Below are 22,477 nucleotides of genomic sequence, written 5' to 3'. Positions count from 1 at the left end.
CTGATCTGGCGCCAGCCGGGCCGTGACGCTTTATCCACCAAATGAAAGAGCCTGAGTGAATGCTGGCATAGTGGAAAATAGTAGGAAAGGCCTATTTTAGGGGGCGTCGGCTTTGGGGGTGGGAAGCGGACGTTCTCACCTAACTTCGTCATTCCCGCGAAGGCGGGAATCCCGCTTTTTCCTTCGCCGTCGCAAAGCGGGATCCCCGCCTTCGCGGGGATGACAGGAAATGGTCGTTAGCCGACGAAATCTTGCCCTAGCCGTGCGGCTTGATCAGGTATTTTTCGCCGGTGCGCTTCGCATTGTACGCCTGCGCCGTATTGACGTTGAGCGCCTCGGTCAGCGGGATTTCGTGGCTGTAGTGGCTCTTGAACGTCGTCGTCAGCTCGTCGACGACGCGCTTACGCAGCCGCAGATTGGTTTCTATCCCCGCCTTTTGCAGGAAGGGCGTCAGCAGAAAGCCCGACAGCGACCAGGTCAGGCCGAACGCGCGGTTGAGCACCGTCGGCCCCAAGTCGAGCGCGCCATAGATATAGACCTGCTTGAACGTGTCCGATCCATAGCGGCTGTACGTCGTCATCCGCTTGACCGCAGCGACTTCCATGGCAGACAGGATCTGGCCCGACAGCTTGCCGCCGCCGATCGCGTCGAATCCGATCGTGGCGCCGGTGGCGACGATTGCAGCGACCAGCTGATCGATGAAGTCATCGGCACTGCTGTTGACGATATGCGCCGCGCCAATGCCTTTCAGGATTTCGACCTGCGCATCGCTGCGCACGATGTTGACGAGCGGGATGCCATCCTTGGCGCAAATCTTGACCAGCATCTGGCCCAGGTTCGACGCCGCCGCGGTGTGGACGATCGCGCTATGCCCTTCGGTCTTCATCGTTTCGGTGAAGGCCAGGCTGGTCAGCGGATTGACGAAACAGGACGCGCCGTCCTTCGGGTCGGTGCCGTCGGGCAAAACCATGCACATCTGCGCCGGCAGGCAGCGATATTCAGCGTAGATTTCGCCGCCGATCAACGCGACGGTCTTGCCCAGCAACGCCTGTGCCTCGGGCGAATCGCCCGCCGCGACAACCGTGCCGCAGCCTTCGTTGCCGATCGCCAATGCTTCGCCGATCCGCCCGCCCATCGCGCGCATCCCCGCGGGTGGAATATCCGCGGTGATGACCGGCAGCCCGTCGCGGGTCGAGGCGCGCGCGGTCGACATGTCGGCGCCGCCGAACAACAAGCCCAGGTCCGACGGGTTGATCGGCGTGGCCAGAATCTTGACCAGCACTTCGTGCGATTTTGGGGTCGGCAGCGGCCGCCGTTCGAGCGACACCTCCAGCTCGCCCTCGGGCTTGGCCAGGGTCAGCATGGTCAGGTTGGTATCAGGCAGGTCGGTCATGGTGCGTCTCCCGTCGCTTTTCGGTTTCTCGATGCAACGGATTAGGGCGTGACGATGCGGCTGGCAACCTCTCCGTACCCGTCATCCCGGCGAAGGCCGGGATCTCACCGCCGCGAGCGAAATCGAGGGTGAGATCCCGGCCTTCGCCGGGATGACGATCAAGGGGCAGGTGAATATTCCGCCGCCAATCTGAGGATTTCATCCGCCAGTTCCTTCCGGCAGATCAGCAGGTCGGGCAGGTAGGTGTCGGGGTTGTTATAGCGGATCGCCGACCCATCGACGCGGCTCACATGCAGCCCCGCCGCCTGCGCCACCGCGACGGGCGCACAATTGTCCCATTCATACTGGCCGCCGGTGTGGAGATAGATGTCTGCCTCGCCGCGCACGACCGCCATCGCCTTGGCGCCCGCCGAACCCATCGCGAGCAACTCAGCGCCGATCCGTTCGGCGACGAAAACGGCTTCGGCAGCGGGGCGCGTGCGGCTGACGAGCATTCTTGGCGGCTCGTTCGCGGGCTGTAACGATACCGGCGCGCCCGAAGTCAGCGTGATCCCCAGACCCGGCAGCGCGACCGCTCCGACGCTCGCAACGCCGTCGATCGCCAGCGCGACATGCACCGCCCAATCGTCGCGTCCCTCGCCATATTCGCGCGTGCCGTCGAGCGGGTCGACGATCCACACCCGTGACTGACGGCAGCGCGCCACATTGTCCTTTTCCTCTTCGGACAGCAGGCCGTCGTCGGGACGCGCGGCGCGCAGTTCGCGGCACAGCATCGCGTTGGCGGCCGCGTCGCCCGCCTGCCCCAGTGCCTTGCCCTCCAGCCCGTCCGCGCGCAGCGCGAGCAGGATCGCACCTGCCGCCGTGGCGAGCCGTTCGGCCAGCTGCTCGTCGCTTTCGGCCATGTCAGCCGAGCAGCCGGTCGATGATCAGATCGGCGGCCTCCTCGGGCGACATTGCGGTCGTGTCGATGCGAATCTCGGGGGCCTCGGGCGCCTCATACGGGCTGTCGATGCCGGTGAAATTCTTGAGCTGTCCGGCGCGTGCCTTTTTATACAGGCCTTTGACGTCGCGGCGTTCGGCTTCGGCGAGCGGCGTGTCGATGAAAACCTCGATAAACTCGCCCTCGGGCAGCATCGAGCGTACCATGTCGCGTTCGACCCGGAACGGCGAGATGAAGGCGGTGATGACGATCAGCCCGGCGTCGGTCATCAGCTTCGCCACCTCGCCGACGCGGCGAATATTCTCGATCCGGTCGGCCTCGGTAAAGCCGAGGTCGCGGTTCAGCCCGTGGCGGACATTGTCGCCGTCGAGCAGAAAGCTGTGCCGGTTCATCCGGTGCAGCTTCTTTTCGACCAGATTGGCGATCGTCGATTTGCCCGACCCCGACAGGCCGGTGAACCACAGCAGCGCCGGGCGCTGGTTCTTCAGGTTCGCGCGCATGTCGCGGTCAACGTCGGTCGCCTGCCAATGGACATTCTGCGCGCGGCGCAGGCTGAAATGCAGCATGCCCGCTGCGACGGTCGCGTTGGTCAGCTTGTCGATCAGGATGAAACCGCCCATCACCTTATTTGGGCTTGTCCGGTTGTCCGAATAGGCCTCGAACACGATCGGCTTGTCGGTCGAAATTTCGACGACGCCGATGCCGTTCAGCTCCAGCGTCTTCGCCGCCAGATGGTCGAGCGTGTTGACGTTGATCTCATACTTGGGCGCCTGCACCGTCGCCGACACGCTCTGCGTCGCCAGCTTCAGCCAATAGGCGCGCCCCGCGATCATCGCCTCGTCCGCCATCCAGACGAGTGTTGCCTCGAACTGGTCGGCAGCCTCGGGCGGCGCATCGGCGGCGGCGATCACGTCGCCGCGCGAACAGTCGACCTCGTCGGCAAGCGTCAGCATGACCGACTGGCCCGCGACGGCCTCAGCGAGGTCGCCGTCCAGCGTGACAATGCGGTCAACCGTGGTCGTTTTGCCGCTCGGCAGGATGCGAACCGGGTCGCCGGGCCTGACCTTGCCGCTCGCAAGCTGGCCAGAGAAACCACGGAAATCGAGGTTTGGACGGTTGACCCATTGCACCGGCAGGCGGAAGGGTTTCGCTTCATCGGCGGCGGCGCCAATCTCGACATTTTCGAGATGTTCGATCAGCGTCGGCCCCTTGAACCAGGGCGTGTTCTCCGACAGCGCGGTGATATTGTCGCCCTTGAACCCCGAAATCGGGATCGCGGTAAAATGGGTGATCCCGATCTCGCTGGCGAACGCACGGTAGCTCAGCAAAATGCGCTCGAAGACCGTCTTGTCGTAACCGACAAGGTCCATCTTGTTCACCGCGAGCACGATATGCTTGATGCCGATCAGGTGCGCGAGGAAGCTGTGGCGGCGCGTCTGGGTGAGCACGCCCTTGCGCGCATCGATCAGGATCACCGCGAGGTCGGCGGTCGAGGCGCCGGTGACCATGTTGCGCGTATATTGCTCGTGCCCGGGGGTGTCGGCGACGATGAACTTGCGCTTCTCGGTGGTGAAGAAGCGGTAGGCAACGTCGATCGTGATCCCCTGCTCGCGCTCGGCCGCAAGGCCGTCGACGAGCAAAGCGAAGTCGATCTCCTGACCCTGCGTGCCAACGCGCTTGCTGTCCGCCTCGAGCGCGGCGAGCTGATCCTCGAAGATCATCTTCGAGTCATAGAGCAGGCGCCCGATCAGCGTCGACTTGCCGTCGTCGACCGATCCGCAGGTGATGAAGCGCAGCAGCGACTTCTGTTGATGCTGCGCAAGATAGGCGTCGATGTCTTCGGCGATCAGTGCGTCAGTGACGTAGATGGGGTCTGTCATCAGAAATACCCCTCCTGCTTCTTTTTCTCCATGCTGGCATCACCGCCATCCTTGTCGATGATGCGCCCCTGCCGTTCGCTCGTGGTGGTCAGCAGCATTTCCTGGATCACTTCGGACAGCGTGCTGGCCTCGCTCTCGACCGCACCGGTGAGCGGGTAGCAGCCAAGGGTGCGGAAGCGCACCGAACGTTCTACCGGCGTCTCGCCGGGCAGCAGCGGGAAGCGGTCGTCGTCGACCATCAGCAAGAGGCCATCGCGCTCCACAGTCGGCCGCGGCGCAGCGAAATAGAGCGGCACGATCGGAATATTCTCGCGCGCGATATACTGCCAGATGTCGAGCTCGGTCCAGTTCGAGATCGGGAAGACGCGGATGCTTTCGCCCTTGGCTTTACGGGCATTGTAGAGGTTCCAGAGCTCGGGGCGCTGTTTCTTCGGATCCCAACCGTGGCTCGCGGTGCGGAAAGAAAAGATGCGCTCCTTGGCGCGGCTCTTTTCTTCATCGCGGCGCGCACCGCCGAAGGCGACGTCGAAGCCGTGGAGGTCGAGCGCCTGCTTCAATCCTTCGGTCTTCCACATATCGGTATGCAGCGGGCCATGGTCGAACGGGTTGATCCCGCGCTCTTTGGCTTCGGGGTTCTGATAGACGAGCAATTCCATACCGCTCTCGTGCGCCATGCGGTCGCGCAGTTCGTACATCGCCTGGAATTTCCACGTCGTATCGACGTGGAGCAGCGGGAACGGCGGCGGCGAGGGATAGAAGGCTTTGCGCGCGAGATGCAGCATCACTGCGCTGTCCTTGCCGACGCTATAGAGCATGACAGGCTTGACCGCGTCGGCCATCACTTCGCGCATGATATGAATGCTTTCGGCCTCGAGCCGGTCGAGGTGGGTCAGCTCCGACGATCTTGTCTGCAAATCAGACGACAACAAACTCTGCCTCCTCATACGCCCGCCGCTGTGCAGCGGAATAGGACATTCAACATCGCGTCATACGTCCAAATGGACGGGAACCGGACGTCGCCGTAGCTTTGCCCCCCGCGCGCGGGCAAACGTTATGGCCTTTTGACGTTGCAAGCCAGACTTGTGGAGCGGAGAGTCACGCGACGGTATCAACCTTCGCCCGTCGCCATTCGGCAGCGATCGCAGCGATCGTTTCGAGCGCGTGGGTCAGGCGCAGCGCGACTTCGGGCAACACCCGCCAAGCCGGATCGAGGATCAGTCCCAGTTCGCGCCGAAAATCATAGCCCGCGACCTTGAGCGGGACGATTCCCTCGATCGCGAGCGACACCGGTGCAGTGGTGATGCCGATCCCCGCGGCGACCATGCGCAGGCAGCGCTCGTCGCTCTCGCTGCGCAAGGAAAAGCGCGGGCGGACGCCGTGGCGCGTGAAAAAGCGGCTCGTCGCGTCGAGGAATTCGCACGAGCGGCGCGCGATCATCGTTTCGGTGGCGAGCTCTTCGGGGCCGACCTCGATGCGCCCGGCGAGCGGGTGGTCCGACGCGATGAACATCGCAAGCGGTTCCTCATAGAGCGGCATCGCATGATCGCCGCGCTCGCCGGGGCGAAGCGCGACGAGCGCCATGTTGATCCGGCCGCTGCCGAGCGCGGCGCGCAGTTCGGATTCGGTGTTTTCGAGCAATTCGATGGCGAAGCTCGGCCGCAGCGCCGCGGCGATCGTCTGCAGCAATTCGGCGGGCGCCGACCGGATGATGCCGAGCTTGAGCTCGGCCGCCTGCCGGTCGCTATCGCGGCCGAAACTATCGGCGGCCCGAAACCCGCGTTCGAGATCGCGTGCGATGGGGAGAAAACGGCCGCCCGCTTCGGTCAACCTTATCTGGCGACGGTTGCGGATGAACAGCGGCGCGCCGACCAGCTTTTCAAGCTCGGCGATCCCGGTCGACAGCGCCGGCTGGGTGACGCGGATGCGCAGTGCCGCTTGTGTGAAGCTTCCGGCGTCGACCACGGCAAGGAACTGGCGGATATGGGCGCGCTTAATCATAAATTTTGCTTATGCGAAAACTGGTTTCATTTCAATTTCCATATGATTGAATTTTGAGGCAGTATCGCGCCCTGTCCTGCCCTCGATCGATAGGTTCCCCCCATGCGCGCCACCCCTGACTTCGATTTTGCGCTCGGCGAAACCGCCGACATGATCCGCGACACCACCGCCCGCTTCGCCGACGAACAGATCGCGCCGCTCGCCGCGCGGGCCGACGCCGAAGACTGGTTCCCGCGCGACGAGCTATGGACGCAGATGGGCGAGCTTGGCCTGCACGGCGTTACTGTCGAGGAAGAATGGGGCGGGCTTGGCCTCGGCTATCTCGAACATGTGATCGCGGTCGAAGAGGTATCGCGCGCCTCCGGGGCGATCGGCCTGTCCTATGGCGCGCATTCGAACCTTTGCGTCAACCAGATCCGCCGCTGGGGCAATGCCGCGCAGAAGGCGAAATATCTCCCCAAGCTGATCAGCGGCGAACATGTCGGCAGCTTGGCGATGTCGGAAGCGGGCGCGGGCAGCGATGTCGTGTCGATGAAGCTGAAGGCCGAGCGCAAGGGCGGCGGTTATGTCCTCAACGGCACCAAATTCTGGATCACCAATGCGACGCATGCCGACACGCTGGTGGTCTATGCCAAAACCAGTCCCGAGGCGGGGTCGCGCGGCATCACCGCATTCCTGATCGAGAAAGACATGCCGGGGTTCAGCATCGGCCAGAAGATCGACAAGGTCGGCATGCGCGGTTCGCCGACCGCCGAGCTGGTGTTCACCGACTGCGAAGTGTCCGAAGACCAGGTCATGGGGCCGGAGAATGGCGGCGTCGGCGTGCTGATGTCGGGACTCGACTATGAACGCGTCGTGCTTGCGGGGCTCCAGCTCGGGATCATGCAGGCGTGCCTCGACACGGTCATCCCCTATGTCCGCGAGCGCAAGCAGTTCGGCAAGCCGATCGGTTCGTTCCAGCTGATGCAGGCGAAGGTCGCCGACATGTATGTCGCGCTCCAGTCGGCGCGCTCCTACGTCTATAATGTCGCCAAGGCGTGCGACGCGGGGCAGACGACGCGCTTCGATGCCGCGGGCTGCATTTTGCTCGCCAGCGAGAGCGCGGTGAAAGTCGCGGGCGAAGCGATCCAGGCGCTCGGCGGCGCGGGCTATACCAAGGACTGGCCGGTCGAGCGGTACTGGCGCGATGCCAAGCTGCTCGACATCGGCGCGGGGACGAATGAGATTCGCCGCATGCTGATTGGCCGCGAACTGATCGGCGCCGGCGCGTGATCTGGCTCTGGCTGTCGGCGGCCTTCATGGCGACGACGGCTCTGGTGCATGGCGCGCTGGGCGAGAAGCGGTTGATCCAGCCGCTGCTCGCGCTCGACCAGGGAATCATGGCGGTCGATCTGGCGCGCCGCGTGTTTCGCTTTGCCTGGCACGCGATGTCGGTGCTGATGCTGGTGTCGGCAGCCTCGGTCGTCTGGCCGGGCACGCCGCGCGATCTGGTCCTGCTGATCGGCGCGGCATGGACCGCGGTCGGTCTGGTCGATGGCCTGTACACGCGCGGGCGGCACATCGGCTGGCCAATCCTGACCGCGTCGGGCGTGTTCGCGATGTTGGGCGCGATGGCGTGAACGATACCCTGCTCACCGCCCTGCAATATTATGGCGCCGGCGCCTCGACGCTCGCGGCGTTGATTGTGTCGCTCAACCTCGGCCGCCGCCGCACTGGCTGGGCCTTTGTCATCTTTGTCACCAGCAGCATCGCGCTGATCGCGTGGGGCTTTCTGCAACCCGATAGCGAGGGCATCGGGTGGCAGAATATCGCGCTGCTGATCATCAATGCGATCGGGGTCTATCGATACCTGATCGTGAAAGATAAACCGGATAGTCCGGACGGCAAACGGGGAGAGTCTGAACAGTGAGCGCACCGGTCCTTGGCACCCATGTCGATCCCGACAGCGACGAGTTTCGCATGCGCGCCGCGCATAATCGCGCGCTGAAGGACGAACTATGGACGCGCGTCGCCGAAGCCGCGCTGGGCGGCAACGAGAAATCGCGCGAGCGGCACACCAGCCGCGGCAAATTGTTGCCCCGAGAGCGCGTCGAACGGCTGCTCGATCCGGGTTCGCCCTTTCTCGAAATCGGCCAGCTCGCGGCAAATGACCTTTACGATGGTGAAGTGCCGGGCGCTGGCCTGATCTGCGGCATCGGGCGGGTGTCGGGGCGCCAGTGCATGATCCTGTGCAACGACGCGACGGTGAAAGGCGGCACTTATTATCCGCTGACCGTGAAAAAGCATCTGCGGGCGCAGGAGATTGCGCTCGAAAACCGCCTGCCCTGCATCTACCTGGTCGACAGCGGCGGCGCCAACCTCCCGCATCAGGATCAGGTCTTTCCCGACCGCGACCATTTCGGCCGCATCTTTTTCAACCAGGCCAATATGTCGGCGCGGCGCATCCCGCAGATCGCGTGCGTGATGGGCAGCTGCACCGCGGGCGGCGCCTATGTCCCCGCCATGTCCGACGAAACCGTCATCGTCCGCAATCAGGGGACGATCTTCCTCGCAGGGCCGCCGCTGGTAAAGGCGGCGACGGGCGAGGAAATCAGCGCCGAAGATCTGGGCGGCGGCGATCTGCACGCGAAGAAATCGGGCGTCGTCGACCATCTCGCCGAGAATGACGAGCATGCGCTGACGATCGTTCGCGATATCGTCAGCCACCTCGGTGCCGACGAGGGCTTCAAGGTCGAGATGAAGGACCCGCGCCCGCCCAAATATGATCCGGAGCAGCTCTACGGCGTCGTCCCCGACGACGTCCGCGCGCCCTACGACGTCCACGAAGCCATTGCGCGCATCGTCGACGCCAGCGAGTTTCATGAGTTCAAGGCCAATTACGGCAGCACATTGGTGTGCGGTTTCGCGCACATCTGGGGCATCCCCGTCGCGATCCTCGCCAACAATGGCGTGCTGTTCAGCGAAAGCGCCGTGAAGGGCGCGCACTTCATCGAGCTGGCGCAGCAACGCCGCATCCCCCTGCTCTTCCTCCAGAACATCAGCGGCTTCATGGTCGGCGGCAAATATGAGGCCGAGGGGATCGCCAAGCATGGCGCGAAGCTGGTGACCGCGGTGGCCACCGCGACGGTGCCGAAAATCACGGTGCTGATCGGCGGCAGCTTTGGCGCGGGCAATTACGGCATGTGCGGCCGCGCCTACTCGCCGCGTTTCCTGTTCACCTGGCCAAACAGCCGGATCAGCGTGATGGGCGGCGAACAGGCGGCAAGCGTGCTGGCAACGGTCCACCGTGACGCCGACAAATGGACCTCCGAAGAGGCCGAAGCCTTCAAGGCGCCGATCCGCCAGAAATATGAGGATGAGGGCAATCCGTATCATGCCACCGCACGATTGTGGGACGACGGGATTATCGATCCGGCGCAGACGCGTGATGTGCTGGGGCTGGCCTTTGCCGCGACGCTGAATGCCCCGGTCGAAGACCGCGGCTTCGGCGTGTTCAGGATGTGAAGCAAAGATGGCAAAGCGAGACCCTCTCCTTGGAGCATCCGGCGGATCGTCTCCAAACCAGCAGCCAAAATCGAGCTTTCCACTGCTCGTACTCGGCGCGATTGTATTGGCCTTAGGTGCTTCGACCATTTGGCTGTTGGCACGTGACCCACAGCCTGAAGAGGCTGTGATCGCGCAACCACCGCTCCCCAAAGACAGCGGCAATTCGGCTACTCCTCCTGTGGTTGAAGAAAAGGAGATTTTACCGCCGGCCTCAATTCCCCAGGCGACCGACATTTCGATGGACCGACTAACGGATGCCGACAGCAATGATCTCGAAATGGGGTGTATGGGGTCGTTCACTAACGGCAAAAACGACATTCTCTATGTTTCAGGTGGGACGTTGGTCTTCAGGCCGGACGGCAAGCGAGTCTTGGCGTCGGTATCCGATGCGGAGTTTCAGGCATTCGCTAGCGACGATGCCACGTTCAACGCCGAGGGCTATCGTATTAGATTAGCGCCGCGAGGTGCTACCGAACCGGGATATGACGGCCACAGCGTCAAAGCGGTTCTAACTGTTTCCAAAGGCACTCTCGCAACGTCATTTAATGGAACTTGGGGGTTCGGTTGTTGATAAATTCCCTCCTCATCGCCAATCGCGGCGAGATCGCCTGCCGCATCATCCGCACCGCGCGCGAGATGGGGATCCGCACCGTCGCCGTCTATTCGAACGCCGATGCCAAGGCGCTGCATGTGCGGCAGGCCGACGAGGCGGTGCATATCGGGCCGTCGCCCGCGCGCGAATCCTATCTGGTGGGTGAGAAGATCATCGCCGCCGCCAAGGCGACCGGGGCCGAGGCGATCCATCCGGGTTATGGCTTCCTGTCCGAAAATGAGGAGTTCGCGCAGGCGGTCGCCGATGCCGGACTGGTGTGGGTCGGCCCCAAACCCGCGAGCATCACCGCGATGGGGCTGAAGGATGCAGCCAAGAAGCTGATGGCCGAAGCCGGGGTGCCGGTCACACCAGGCTATATGGGCGAGAATCAAGACCCTGCGTTCCTCGCCGAGCAGGCCGCCCAGATCGGCTATCCGGTCCTGATCAAGGCGGTTGCGGGCGGCGGCGGCAAGGGGATGCGCAAGGTCGATGCAGCCGCGGATTTCATCGACGCGCTCGCCTCGTGCCAGCGCGAGGCCGCGGCCTCGTTTGGCAACGATCATGTGCTGATCGAAAAATATATCCTCACCCCGCGCCATATCGAAGTGCAGGTGTTCGGCGATACCCACGGCAATGTCGTCCACCTGTTCGAACGCGACTGCTCGCTGCAACGCCGTCACCAAAAGGTGATCGAGGAAGCCCCCGCCCCCGGCATGGACGAAGCGACGCGCGAAGCATTGTGCGCCGCCGCGGTGCGCGCCGCGCAGGCGGTCGATTATGTCGGCGCCGGAACGATCGAATTCATCGCCGACGCCAGCGAAGGCCTCCGCGCTGACCGCATCTGGTTCATGGAAATGAACACCAGGTTGCAGGTCGAGCATCCAGTGACCGAGGAGATCACCGGGGTTGATCTGGTTGAATGGCAATTGCGGGTGGCGAGCGGGGAGCCGTTACCGCTGCGGCAGGAGGAGCTGTCGATCAACGGCTGGGCGATGGAAGCGCGACTTTATGCCGAGGATCCCGCGAAGGGCTTTCTGCCCTCGATCGGCACGCTCGAACTCTTCCAGCTTCCCGAGCATATGGGCCGCGTCGACACCGGGGTATACGAAGGCGCCGAGGTTTCGCCCTTCTATGACCCGATGATCGCGAAGGTCATCGCGTGGGGCGAGGATCGCGAGGAAGCGCGCGAGCTTCTGTCCGAGATGCTCGAGGATGGCGCGATCTGGCCGGTAAGGACAAATTCGGCGTTTCTGATCAATGCGCTGGATCATCCCGATTTCGTGGCGGGCACCGTCGATACCGGGCTGATCGGCCGCGACGGCGATGCGATGACCGAAGAGCCGGTGCCGACCACGCAGGCCCTGACCAACGCCGCGATGGCGATGGTGCCGCGCTCGCTGCAGGCGGGCTTCCGCCTCAATGCGCCCGCTGTTCGGCGCGCGCCCTTCCTGCTCGACGGCAAGCGTATCGACGTCGAACTCCATGGTCCCGGGGCCGAAGAGTCCTCGCGGGCGATGCTTGTGGCCGAGGTCGGCTCGGTCTGGCAGCTCTCGCCCTGGCGCGCCGAAGGCAGCGCGGGCGGCGCGGCGGGTGACGGTGCGATCCTGTCGCCGATGCCCGGCAAGGTCATCGCGGTCGATGTAGCGGCGGGCGACCGTGTGACCAAAGGGCAGAAGCTGCTTACCCTTGAAGCGATGAAGATGGAGCATAGTCTGACCGCGCCGTTCGAAGGCGTGGTGGCCGAGCTTAATGCGACCGCGGGCGCGCAGGTGCAGGTCGAGGCATTGCTCGTGCGGATCGAGCAGGAAGAATGACGCCCTACCCGTTTGTGCTGAGCTTGTCGAAGCACCGTCCTTCCTTCTAACATCGCAAACAAGAACGGCCCTTCGACAAGCTCAGGGCGAGCGGAGTTTTGATTAATGGCAGGGCGCTTTTTCGACGAATGGCAAATCGGCGACACGCTGACCCACGACATTCGCCGCACCGTCACCGAGACCGACAATCTGCTGTTCACGGTGATGACGCACAATCCGCAGCCGCTGCACCTCGACATCGAGGCGGCGAAGGCGTCCGAATTCGGCCAAATCCTCGTCAACGGCACCTTCACCTTCAGCCTGATGGTCGGGCTGTCGGTCGGCGACACGACGCTGGGCACGCTCATTGCCAATCTCGGCTACGACAAGCTGGTGATGCCCAAACCGGTGTTCATCGGCGACACGCTGCGCGCGGAGAGCGAGGTGATCGGGCTGAAAGAATCGAAATCGCGGCCGAATGCCGGGATCGTCACTTTCCTCCACCGCTGCATCAACCAGCGCGATGAAATTGTCTGCCAGTGCGAGCGTTCTACATTGGTCCAGCGGAAGTCATAAATCCCCGTTCGGTTCGAGCGAAGTCGAGAACCCCTTGCCCCCTCACGTGTCTCGACTTCGCTCGACACGAACGGCATAGATAAGCGCATGCGACTACGTTCTCTCCTCTTCGTCCCCGGCGACCGGCCCGAGCGCTTTGCCAAGGCCGCGGCGTCGGGCGCCGATGCGATCATCCTCGACCTAGAGGATTCGGTATCGCTCAAGAACAAGGACGCCGCGCGCCATGCGATCGCCGATTATCTGGCGGGCGCGCGCGAGGTTGTCACGCTGGTGCGCGTCAATCCGCTCGACGGCCATCTGACCGCCGCCGATGTCGCCGCGATCATCGCCGCGCGCCCCGACGCGATCATGCTGCCCAAGGCCGAAGGGGCGTCAAGCATCGCGCAGCTCGACACGCTCATCCGCAGCGAAACCGCGGCCGACGCCTCGCTACCCCCGATCCTGCCGATCGCCACCGAAACTGCCGCGGCGATCTTCACCCTTGGCAGCTACCGCGAGGCAAAGGACCGCCTGCTCGGCCTGACCTGGGGCGCCGAAGATTTACCCGCCGCCATCGGCGCGACCACCAGCCGCGAGGCCGACGGCAGCTACACCGCGCCCTATGACGTCGCGCGCGCGCTGACCCTGTTCGCCGCGCACGCCGCGGGCGTTGCGGCGATCGACACGGTGTTCCCGGCGATCAAGGACGATGCGGGCCTTGCCGCTTACGCCGCGCGGGCGCGGCGCGACGGCTTTACCGGGATGATGGCGATCCATCCGTCGCAGGTCGCGCCAATCAATGCGGCCTTCACCCCCAGCACCGATGAGGTGTCGCGCGCGCAGGCGATCGTCGATGCCTTTGCCGCCAATCCAGGGGTCGGGGTCTTGCAGGTCAATGGCAAGATGGTCGATGCCCCGCACCTCAAACAGGCGAAGCATATTTTGTCGCTGGCGGATTGAGCTTTCCCCTCCCATTCGTGTCGAGCGAAGTCGAGACACGCGAAGGCATCCATCAACTCGACGTGTCTCGACTTCGCTCGACACGAACGGAATTCAGGTCGATTTACGCCCAAACGGCCGATGGCGCTTCATCCAGTTCCGACCGCGGTGCCAGCTCTTTTTCAGCCCGCGCTCGGTAAGGCTTTCGAACATCGCGTCGGGGCTCGTCGGGTCCAGCACTTCATTGTCGGCGATAAATTCGTCAAGCGGACCTGGCGGGATCAGGTCGAGCAGTTCTAGCGACCGCCCCTCCCCGCGCAGCACGTCGATCGTCTCGATCAACGATGCGGTGCGCTCGAATGTCGCCGCGACATCCTTGTCCGCTACCCCCAGATGTTCGGCCATCAAGGACTCGCGCAGGCGCGCAATCACCGGCTCGACGCCCTTGTTCGCCGACAACGCCGCATCGATCGTGACGTCGCACTCGCTGTCGAGCCCCATCGACCGGTTGTTGAGGTTCGACGAGCCGATCCGGATCAAGCGGTCATCGACGATCGCCGTCTTGGCGTGGACATAAATGGGGTCGCCGCCTTTGGTGTGCGGGACATAGACCTTCAGCCGGTCGCCATGCCGCGACTTGGCGATCGAGCGGACCAGTTGCACCCGCGCTGCATCCATCGCTATCTGCTCCAGCCATCCGTCGGCGGTCTTCGGCATCACCATCACAAATTCGGGCGGATCGTCTTCGTCGAGCCGCGCCGCAATCGCCGCGGCAATCGCGCCGCTGGTGAAATATTGATTCTCAAAATAGATGAAACGCCGCGCCCCGGCGATCATGTCGAGATAGAGCTGCTCATTCTCGCGCACTTCGGGGCGGCCATCATATTCGGCGCTGGTCCGCGAAATGGCGACATCGACGTCCTTGAAATCGGGTTCAACATCGTCGGGCCAGTTCTCGCCCGTGCCGCTCAGGTCGCGCAGCGGCTTCTTGGTCGCGCGTTGCCAACGCTCGTTCCCCAGATCGGCAAGCGCGGCGCCGATCGGACCCGACAGGATCATCGTCGAATCGTGCCACGGCATATAGGCTTTGCCATTGGGGTCGGTGCGCCGCGGATCATCGTCGACATGATCGCGCGTATCCCAGCGTGCCGAACTGACGTCGATGCCGCCGCACACCGCCAGATGATCGTCGAACACCGCCACTTTCTGATGGTGGCTACATCCCACGGGGTGGGCGCTATCGAGCCGGAAGCTGATCGACTTGGTCATTTTCCAGCGCAGAACCATCGCCACGATCGACGGCACGAACAGATGTTTCAGCCCGCCAAAATTCCAGCGCAAAATGTCGATGTCGCGCTTCGGTTTATCCTTCGCGAGACGCAGCAGGTAATGACCGAGCGATTCGCCTTTCCCCTGCGCGTCGGGGATCAACGGGATGCGCGGATCGAAGTCCCAGCCGATCAGCAGGATGCGTTCCTTCGCCCCCGCCATCAACCGTTCGAGCAGCGCATAATAGTCGGCGGCATCGACGATCATCCGCGCCTTGTTGGCGCGTTCGATGCGCCAGCAATTGCGGCCTTCAATGACGATTGGGACCAATGCCCCCTGGCTTGCCGGCGTGCTCATCGCCCACGCCACGCACGGCGCGGGCGATGGTTCCGGCGGGCCCGATCAGGCGGCGTAAAATTGCTCGGGAGTCAGCGCCATCATCGCTTCGCTGCCCGTCTCGATCTTGCGGCGCAGCGATCCGGCGTCGGGCAGGAACCGCTCGCCGAAATGACGCATGGTGACCAGCTTGGCTTCGAGAAACGGCTTGTTGCCGCGCCCTTCCGCGAGTGCTTTTTGCGCCGCTTCGGCCATCATCAGCCACATCGATCCCAGTGCGACGATCCCCATGATGTGCATATAATGGTGCGCGCCGGCGCCGATATTGTTCGGGTTCGCCATGCCATTCTGCATGAACCACATCGTCGCAGCCTTGAGTTCGCCATTGGCCTTTTCGAGCCGACCGGCAAAGTCGGCGAGCGCTTCATCATCTTTGGCGCGGCCGCATTCGGCATCGATGATCGCAAAAAACGCCTGGATCGCGCGCCCGCCATTCTGCGCCAGCTTGCGCCCGACCAGGTCCATCGCCTGAACCCCGTTCGCGCCTTCATAGATCATCGTGATGCGGGCATCGCGGACATATTGGCTCATGCCATGTTCCTCGATGTAGCCATGGCCGCCGAACACCTGCTGCGCGTTCGTCGCGACATCATAGCCCTTGTCGGTGCCATAGCCCTTGATCACCGGGGTGAGCAGGCTGACGAGGTCGTCGGCCTGTTGACGCTCTTCCTCGGTCTCGGCGACATGCGCCAGATCGACCTGCAACGCGCCCCACAGGCAAAGCGCGCGCAGCCCCTCGACGGTGGCCTTGGCGTCCATCAGCATGCGGCGGACGTCGGGATGGACGAACAGCGGGTCGGCCTTTTCCTGCGGATCGGCGGGGCCGGTGAGCGCGCGGCCCTGACGGCGGTCCTGCGCATAGGCGACGGCATTCTGGAACGCGATGTCCGCTTGCCCCAGCCCCTGGATGCCGACGCCGAGGCGCGCCGCGTTCATCATCACGAACATCGCGGCAAGGCCTTTATTCTCCTCACCGACCATCCAACCTTTCGCGCCGTCATAGTTCATCACGCAGGTCGAATTGGCGTGAATGCCCATCTTGTGCTCGATCGAGCCGCATTGCAGCGTGTTGCGGTCGCCCAGCGAGCCGTCGTCGTTGACCAGGAACTTGGGCACGATGAACAGCGAGATGCCCTTGACGCTGTCGGGTGCGTCGGGGGTCTTGGCGAGGACAAGGTGGATGATGTTGTCGGTCAGGTCATGCTCACCCGACGAAATGAAGATCTTGGTCCCGGTGACGTCATAGCTGCCGTCGCCGTTCGGCACCGCGCGGGTGCGGATCAGGCCAAGGTCGGTGCCGCAATGCGGTTCGGTCAGGTTCATCGTCCCGCCCCACTCGCCCGAAATCATCCGCGGCGCATAAAGCGCCTTCTGCTCGTCCGATCCTTTGACCAGGATCGCCGCGACCGCGGCTTGGGTCAGTCCCGGATACATCGCAAAGGCCTGGTTCGCCGCCATGCGATATTCTTCGACCGGAAAGCCGACGACATGTGGCAGTCCCTGACCGCCGAATTCTTCGGGCTGGGTCAGCAGCGTCCAGCCGGCGTCGCAATAGGCCTTATAGGCTTCTTGGAAGCCCTTGGGCGTGGTTACCGATCCATCGTCGTGGCGCGTGCAGCCCTCCAGATCGCCCGACTGGTTGATCGGGAACAGCACTTCCTCGCAAAATTTGCCGGCTTCGGTCAGCACCGCCTCGATCATATCGGGGGTCGCATTGGCGAAACCGGGCAGGTTCGCATAACGCTCGACCCCCAGCACGTCGTTAAGGAGGAAAAGGCTGTCTTGCACAGGCGCGCGATAGACGGGCATGGGATATCCTTCTGAAAATCAGGTTCGCAATGTCACACTTGCCTGGGGAGAGGCTCAACCGACCTTTTGGCCGGCGTCGACTTTCTTCACCATATCGATGAACCGCGACAATTCTTCGACAGCGCTGTCGATATCGTCCCGCTGCCGCTGCAACAAGCCGATGCGCTGTTCGCATTTCTCGATCGTCACCTGCCGTTGCAGCTTGCGACCATCGCCGACGTCGTACAGGTCGATCATCTCGCGGATGTCGGCCAGGCTGAAGCCCGTCCGCTTCGCGCGCAATATCCACGCCAGCCGGGCGCGGTCACGTTTCGAATAGATGCGCGACAATCCCTTGCGCGACGGGCTGATCAGCCCTTCATCCTCATAAAAACGCAGCGCACGCGCGGTCACGCCGAACTCGGTCGACAAGTCGGTGATGCTGAATTGTTCGCGCCCCAGGTGATCGGGCGTATCGATATGGGCGTGGCCATATGGTTCGGTCATGCCGATGAAACTAGTTTCCGTTGACGTGAACGTCAATACCGGCAAATCGGCCTATTTTGGGGCCGGTCAGAGCCCGCAGGGTCGGTGCATATTGCCCTGTCGATCACGGATCTGCAAGCCCCGCGCATCGTCGGCCGACCAGCTGGCGCGCGGCAGCCGTAAACCCGACAGCGAAGCGCGGGCGGGACACAGGGACGCGCATTGCGGCGGCATATCCCCGGGGAGGCGCAGCTCGTCCTCCTCCTCATGAACCAACGCCTCGCAGCCATCAGTGCCGGCGAAGCGCAGCCGCCAGCCGCCGCGATCGCGGGTCATGCTGCCAGTTGCGGTGCAGGACAGCGTGGTGCCGAAGGCTGCGGTGACCGCAAAGCGCCATTGTCCTGGCCCATCGGGCACGACACACATCGCGTCGCGGCCAAGATCGTGGGTGCGTTCGAACACGCCGACCGGCGATACGGCCTCGGCCCGGACGACGCCGCGTTCGCGCGCCGCCTGTTCGAGCGGGCTGTCGGCGTCGATCCCCTGCCCGCTGCCGTCCGAGGCCGCTCGCTCGCACCCGGCAAGCAACAGCACCGCACACGCCAACGCGGCGCTAGCCCTGCGCATCGTCGGTCAGGAAAGTCAGGCTGCCATCGGCTTCGACGCGGCGATAAAAACAGCTCCGCCGTCCGGTGTGGCAAGCCGGGCCGGCAGGCGTCACGCGCAGCAACAGCGCGTCCTGATCGCAATCGATGCGCATCTCGACCAGCGTCAATCCGTTGCCCGACGTCTCACCCTTGCGCCACAGCGCGGCGCGCGAGCGCGACCAGAAATGCGCCTGCCCAGTCGCCTGCGTCCGCTCGATCGCTTCGGCGTTCATATGCGCGACCATCAACAAAGTCCCGGTGTCCGCATCGGTGACGATCGCGGTCACCAGTCCGGCGGCATCGAAACGCGGGAGAAATCGGTCGGCGGTGTCGCGCTGTTCGTCCATGTCCCGCGCTTTAGAGCAGGATCAAAGCCCCTGTCACCCCGTCGATCGCGGTTCCGATGACAATATCGTGAATATGGGGGCGACATTTGCGATTGCCGTCCCTATATGCGCGCCAGTCACTGCCCTCGCTGCTGGACCATCATGCTCACCACACACCCTTTCGACGACGACAAGCTCCGCGAGGAGTGCGGCGTCTTTGGCATTCATGGCGCCGACAGCGCCGCCGCGGTCGTCGCGCTCGGCCTGCACGCCTTGCAGCACCGTGGACAGGAAGCTGCAGGCATCACCGCCTTTGACGGCCGCGAGTTCCATACCCACCGCGCCATGGGCCATGTCGCGGGCAATTTCGACCGTGACGACATCATGCGCCAGTTGCAGGGCGGATCGTCGGTCGGCCACGTCCGTTATTCGACAACGGGCGAAACCGCGCTGCGCAATGTCCAGCCGCTGTTCGCCGATCTCGCGACCGGCGGTTTTGCGGTGGCGCACAACGGCAATATCTCCAATGCCGCTGCGCTGCGTAAGCTATTGGTTCGCCGCGGTTCGATCTTTCAATCGACCAGCGATACGGAGGTCATCATTCACCTCGTCGCGACGTCGAGCTATCGCTCGCTGCTCGACCGGTTCATCGATGCGCTGAAGCAGGTCGAGGGCGCCTATTCGCTCATCTGCCTGACCGCCGAGGGGATGATCGGTTGCCGCGACCCGCTGGGCATCCGCCCGCTCGTCATCGGCAAGCTGGGCGACGCGCATATCCTGGCGTCGGAAACCGTCGCGCTCGACGTCGTCGGCGCCGAGTTCGTCCGCTCGGTCGAACCCGGCGAGCTGGTGATCATCCGCGACGGCCAGCTGAAATCGCATCGGCCTTTTTCGGAGCAATCGGCGCGGCCGTGCATCTTTGAATATGTCTATTTCTCGCGCCCCGACTCGATCGTCGACGGCACCAGCGTCTATTCGGTTCGCAAGGCGATCGGCGCCGAACTGGCGCGCGAAAATCCGGTCGATGCCGATCTGATCATCCCGGTTCCCGATTCGGGAACGCCCGCGGCGATCGGCTATGCGCAGGAATCGGGCATCCCGTTCGAACTCGGAATCATCCGCTCGCACTATGTGGGCCGCACCTTCATCCAGCCCGGCGACAAGGTCCGCCATCTGGGCGTGAAATTGAAGCACAACGCCAATCGCGCATTGATCGCCGGCAAACGCATCGTGCTGATCGACGATTCGATCGTGCGCGGCACGACGAGCCTCAAAATCGTTCAGATGATGCGCGATGCCGGCGCCGCCGAAGTCCATATGCGGATCGCCAGCCCGCCAACCCAGCACAGCTGCTTTTACGGGGTCGATACCCCCGAACGCGCCAAGCTGCTGGCGGCGCAGATGACGGTCGGGCAGATGGCGAACTTCATCAACGCCGACAGCCTGTCGTTCGTCACCATCGACGGCCTGTACCGCGCGCTGGGCGAAGCGAAGCGCAGCGACGGCGCGCCGCAATATTGCGATGCGTGCTTTACCGGCGATTATCCGACCACGCTGACCGATTTCGACGAGCATGGGCTGGAAGATCAATTTTCGCTGCTTGCCGAACGGGTTGTCTGACACCATGACGATGAAGACTGAAGAATTGGCGGGCCAGGTCGCGCTCGTCACCGGGGCAAGCCGTGGCATCGGCGAAGCGATCGCCGAAGCGCTGGCGGCGCGCGGCGCGCATGTCGTGATCACCGCGCGTACCGCGGGTGGCCTCGAAGCGCTCGAGGACCGCATCCACGAAGCCGGCGGCGCCGCGACGATCGCCCCGCTCGACCTGACCGACGGCGACAGCATCGCACGGTTGGCCAGCGCGATGGCCGAACGCTGGCAACAGCTCGACATGCTGGTGCTCAACGCCGCGATGCTCGGCACGCTGACTCCGGTTGCAGCGATCGACGGCAAGGAATTCAACAAGCTGCTGACGCTGAACCTGATCGCGCAGCAGGCGCTGATCGCCAATTTCGACCCGCTGCTGCGCCGTGCCGCGAACGGCCGCCTGCTCGCACTATCGAGCGGCGTCGCCCGGGCCCCGCGCGCCTATTGGGGCGCTTATGCCGCGTCGAAGGCGGCGTTCGAGACGCTGGTCACCAGCTACGGCGCCGAAATGCGGAACATTTCGACGGTGCGCACCGCGATCCTCGATCCCGGCGGCACGCGGACGCAGATGCGCGCGCGCGCCTATCCCGGCGAAGATGCGAACAGCATCAAGGAACCCGCCGCGGTCGGCGAATTCGTCGCGGGGCTGATGGCCGACGGCTTCGACAGCACCGCATTCCACGCGCTGCCCAAGGTCATGGAAAAGGCTTAACGCCATCTTCGTTTTCCGGCACTAAGGCAGCCGGATAACACGGGTTTGCAAGGGCGCAGCTATGACCAAGGATATTTTGCGATCGGCGATCGCCGCCGTGATCGGCGTCGTCGTCGCATTCGGGCTGATCTGGCTCGCGCAATATGCCGGCAGCGAAATTTCGCCATCGGAATATGATTCGGCGACGGGTGAAATATTGATCCCGATCGGCTCGACCATCGCGCTTATCATTGGCTGGTTTCTGGCCACATTCGCCGGGAGCTGGCTTGCCATGCGGATTTCCGGCGGAACCGGCACGGGATGGGTTGTCGCTGGCGCTGTTATCGGTGCGGCGCTCTACACCGCGGTCGACTTTTCCGACACCTGGTGGATCATGGCGCTGGGCGTTGCCGTTCCGCTGGTAGCCGCCTGGCTAGCGCAGCGGGCAACGGCCATGGTCGCCGACTAAAATACCGTCGCCCCCGCCTTCGGGGAGCGACGCTTACTTCGCTTCCCGATCCACCGCCGCCTGCACGCTCTTGTAAAACACCTCCCGCGCCGCACCGACACCCTCGGGATCGGTCGCGGTCGGCCAGTTGCCGTTCGACGCGATCACCAGCTTGCGTTTGGGATCGATGAAGATGCCTTGGCCGAAAATGCCCTGCGCCGCATAACTGCCGTCGTCGTTGGTCCACCATTGATAGCCATAGCCGCGCCCCGGCTGATCGATCGCCGCCTGTTTGGCCGTCGCCGCCGCCATCCAGTCGTCGGGGACGACCTTCTGCCCGCCTGCAACGCCGCCGTTCAACATGAATTGACCAAACCGCGCATAATCCTTGAGGCTCGCTGACATGCAGCAGCCGCTGATTTCATGCCCCGTGGCGCCCAGCATCCACACCGCATCCTGCTCCATCCCGAAAGGTTGCCAGACCTTTTCGGACAGATAGGCCGACAGCGTCTTGCCCGTGGCGCTCGACACCAATACGCCGATCAAATTTGTCTCGCCGGTCTTGTACACCCACTTCGACCCTGCCGGCGCTTCGCGCGGCAAGGTCTTCATATAGCTGACGGTTACATCCTCGTCTGCGACGGGCTTTTGCATGTTGAACAGCGCAACGTCGGATTTCGGATCGGTATAATCCTCGCTCCATTTGACGCCGGAGGTCATCGTCAGCAACTGCCGCACCGACACATCGTCATAGGCCGAACCCTTGAGCCCCGGGATATAGGCGGTGACCTTGTCGTCGAGGCTCTTGATATAGCCGTCCTTCACCGCTGCGCCGACCAGCGTCGAGGTGAAGCTCTTGGCCACCGAAAAACTGGTCCAGCGCCCCGCGGCGCCATAACCAAGCGCATATTTCTCCAATCGGATCTTGCCGTCCTGGACGATGATCAACCCGGCGTTGCGCTGTTTCGCCATATAGGCATCGACGTCGGAACCAAGGTCGAGCGGCTGCCCCTGCGGCAGCGGATAGACCACGTCGCCCGCCTCGACCGTGTTGACGACGACCTTGGGCACGGTCTCCATGGTGCGGAAAGCGGCGTCGCGTTGATCCTGGGTCCAGAACAGCACATTCATATCCTTTGGCAG

22 protein-coding genes are annotated in these 22,477 nt (G+C 63.5%); 11 read left to right on the top strand and 11 right to left on the bottom strand.

Annotated features, from left to right (window positions below):
- Positions 1-256: 256 nt before the first annotated feature.
- From ACTIFP_RS05405 to ACTIFP_RS05385, 5 genes are all read right to left on the bottom strand, one after another.
- Positions 257-1,393, bottom strand: a complete 1,137-nt coding sequence (locus ACTIFP_RS05405; RefSeq protein ID WP_439567684.1) for a zinc-binding dehydrogenase — start codon at positions 1,391-1,393, stop codon at positions 257-259.
- Between the two features lie 158 nt (positions 1,394-1,551).
- A complete protein-coding gene (locus tag ACTIFP_RS05400; RefSeq protein WP_439567683.1) occupies positions 1,552-2,295 on the bottom strand; it encodes a 3'(2'),5'-bisphosphate nucleotidase CysQ in 744 nt (247 codons plus the stop codon).
- 1 nt (position 2,296) lies between these two features.
- Positions 2,297-4,213 carry a sulfate adenylyltransferase subunit CysN gene (cysN, locus tag ACTIFP_RS05395; RefSeq protein ID WP_439567682.1) on the bottom strand — a complete coding sequence of 639 codons (1,917 nt, stop codon included), beginning with the start codon at positions 4,211-4,213 and terminating at the stop codon, positions 2,297-2,299.
- Entirely contained in the window at positions 4,213-5,139 is a 927-nt protein-coding gene (gene cysD, locus ACTIFP_RS05390; protein WP_439567812.1) for a sulfate adenylyltransferase subunit CysD, read from the bottom strand. Before cysD ends, cysN begins: the two co-directional genes overlap by 1 nt.
- A 169-nt stretch (positions 5,140-5,308) precedes the next feature.
- On the bottom strand, positions 5,309-6,211 hold the full coding sequence (locus tag ACTIFP_RS05385; RefSeq protein ID WP_439567681.1) for a LysR family transcriptional regulator: 903 nt from the start codon (positions 6,209-6,211) through the stop codon (positions 5,309-5,311).
- Positions 6,212-6,313: 102 nt separating this feature from the next.
- Here ACTIFP_RS05385 and ACTIFP_RS05380 point away from each other — a divergent pair, with 102 nt between their 5' ends.
- The 8 genes from ACTIFP_RS05380 to ACTIFP_RS05345 all read left to right on the top strand — a co-directional run bounded on the left by ACTIFP_RS05380 (position 6,314) and on the right by ACTIFP_RS05345 (position 13,657).
- Positions 6,314-7,483 (top strand): isovaleryl-CoA dehydrogenase, encoded by a 1,170-nt coding sequence (locus ACTIFP_RS05380; RefSeq protein ID WP_439567680.1) that lies wholly within the window; start codon positions 6,314-6,316, stop codon positions 7,481-7,483.
- The gene (locus ACTIFP_RS05375) at positions 7,480-7,830 is read left to right on the top strand and encodes a hypothetical protein (RefSeq protein ID WP_439567679.1); all 351 of its coding nucleotides are present in this window, start codon (positions 7,480-7,482) and stop codon (positions 7,828-7,830) included. Before ACTIFP_RS05380 ends, ACTIFP_RS05375 begins: the two co-directional genes overlap by 4 nt.
- The gene (locus tag ACTIFP_RS05370; RefSeq protein WP_439567678.1) at positions 7,827-8,120 is read left to right on the top strand and encodes a hypothetical protein; all 294 of its coding nucleotides are present in this window, start codon (positions 7,827-7,829) and stop codon (positions 8,118-8,120) included. The genes ACTIFP_RS05375 and ACTIFP_RS05370 overlap by 4 nt, the downstream gene beginning before the upstream one ends.
- The gene (locus tag ACTIFP_RS05365) at positions 8,117-9,715 is read left to right on the top strand and encodes a carboxyl transferase domain-containing protein (RefSeq protein ID WP_439567677.1); all 1,599 of its coding nucleotides are present in this window, start codon (positions 8,117-8,119) and stop codon (positions 9,713-9,715) included. Before ACTIFP_RS05370 ends, ACTIFP_RS05365 begins: the two co-directional genes overlap by 4 nt.
- A 7-nt stretch (positions 9,716-9,722) precedes the next feature.
- On the top strand, positions 9,723-10,328 hold the full coding sequence (locus tag ACTIFP_RS05360; RefSeq protein WP_439567676.1) for a hypothetical protein: 606 nt from the start codon (positions 9,723-9,725) through the stop codon (positions 10,326-10,328).
- Positions 10,325-12,163, top strand: coding sequence for an acetyl/propionyl/methylcrotonyl-CoA carboxylase subunit alpha (locus ACTIFP_RS05355; RefSeq protein ID WP_439567675.1), 1,839 nt, complete (start codon positions 10,325-10,327; stop codon positions 12,161-12,163). The genes ACTIFP_RS05360 and ACTIFP_RS05355 overlap by 4 nt, the downstream gene beginning before the upstream one ends.
- 105 nt (positions 12,164-12,268) lie before the next feature.
- A complete protein-coding gene (locus ACTIFP_RS05350) occupies positions 12,269-12,718 on the top strand; it encodes a MaoC family dehydratase (protein ID WP_439567674.1) in 450 nt (149 codons plus the stop codon).
- Between the two features lie 87 nt (positions 12,719-12,805).
- Entirely contained in the window at positions 12,806-13,657 is an 852-nt protein-coding gene (locus tag ACTIFP_RS05345; RefSeq protein WP_439567673.1) for an HpcH/HpaI aldolase/citrate lyase family protein, read from the top strand.
- A 93-nt stretch (positions 13,658-13,750) separates the two neighbouring features.
- Here the strand turns inward: ACTIFP_RS05345 and ACTIFP_RS05340 are convergent, their stop codons facing one another.
- The 5 genes from ACTIFP_RS05340 to hisI all read right to left on the bottom strand — a co-directional run bounded on the left by ACTIFP_RS05340 (position 13,751) and on the right by hisI (position 18,569).
- On the bottom strand, positions 13,751-15,262 hold the full coding sequence (locus ACTIFP_RS05340) for a phospholipase D-like domain-containing protein (RefSeq protein ID WP_439567672.1): 1,512 nt from the start codon (positions 15,260-15,262) through the stop codon (positions 13,751-13,753).
- 45 nt (positions 15,263-15,307) lie between these two features.
- A complete protein-coding gene (locus ACTIFP_RS05335) occupies positions 15,308-17,110 on the bottom strand; it encodes an acyl-CoA dehydrogenase C-terminal domain-containing protein (protein ID WP_439567671.1) in 1,803 nt (600 codons plus the stop codon).
- A gap of 54 nt (positions 17,111-17,164) precedes the next feature.
- Complete coding sequence (locus ACTIFP_RS05330; protein ID WP_088439096.1) at positions 17,165-17,596, bottom strand: MerR family transcriptional regulator; 432 nt, start codon at positions 17,594-17,596, stop codon at positions 17,165-17,167.
- Positions 17,597-17,662: 66 nt separating this feature from the next.
- Positions 17,663-18,202, bottom strand: a complete 540-nt coding sequence (locus ACTIFP_RS05325; protein ID WP_439567670.1) for a hypothetical protein — start codon at positions 18,200-18,202, stop codon at positions 17,663-17,665.
- Positions 18,189-18,569, bottom strand: coding sequence for a phosphoribosyl-AMP cyclohydrolase (gene hisI, locus ACTIFP_RS05320; protein ID WP_439567669.1), 381 nt, complete (start codon positions 18,567-18,569; stop codon positions 18,189-18,191). The genes ACTIFP_RS05325 and hisI overlap by 14 nt, the downstream gene beginning before the upstream one ends.
- Positions 18,570-18,710: 141 nt before the next feature.
- On the opposite strand from hisI, the gene purF reads away from it, so the two are divergent.
- The 3 genes from purF to ACTIFP_RS05305 all read left to right on the top strand — a co-directional run bounded on the left by purF (position 18,711) and on the right by ACTIFP_RS05305 (position 21,355).
- Positions 18,711-20,168, top strand: a complete 1,458-nt coding sequence (gene purF, locus ACTIFP_RS05315) for an amidophosphoribosyltransferase (protein ID WP_439567668.1) — start codon at positions 18,711-18,713, stop codon at positions 20,166-20,168.
- A gap of 10 nt (positions 20,169-20,178) precedes the next feature.
- Positions 20,179-20,907, top strand: coding sequence for an SDR family NAD(P)-dependent oxidoreductase (locus ACTIFP_RS05310; RefSeq protein ID WP_439567811.1), 729 nt, complete (start codon positions 20,179-20,181; stop codon positions 20,905-20,907).
- 61 nt (positions 20,908-20,968) lie between these two features.
- Positions 20,969-21,355, top strand: coding sequence for a hypothetical protein (locus tag ACTIFP_RS05305; RefSeq protein ID WP_439567667.1), 387 nt, complete (start codon positions 20,969-20,971; stop codon positions 21,353-21,355).
- A 33-nt stretch (positions 21,356-21,388) separates the two neighbouring features.
- Here ACTIFP_RS05305 and ACTIFP_RS05300 read toward each other — a convergent pair whose 3' ends face one another.
- Positions 21,389-22,465 carry a serine hydrolase domain-containing protein gene (locus ACTIFP_RS05300; RefSeq protein ID WP_439567810.1) on the bottom strand — a complete coding sequence of 359 codons (1,077 nt, stop codon included), beginning with the start codon at positions 22,463-22,465 and terminating at the stop codon, positions 21,389-21,391.
- Between the last annotated feature and the right edge of the window lie 12 nt (positions 22,466-22,477).

The organism is Sphingopyxis sp. (assembly GCF_051861155.1).
Lineage (GTDB): Bacteria > Pseudomonadota > Alphaproteobacteria > Sphingomonadales > Sphingomonadaceae > Sphingopyxis.
This window is presented reverse-complemented; position numbering and strand designations above follow the sequence as displayed.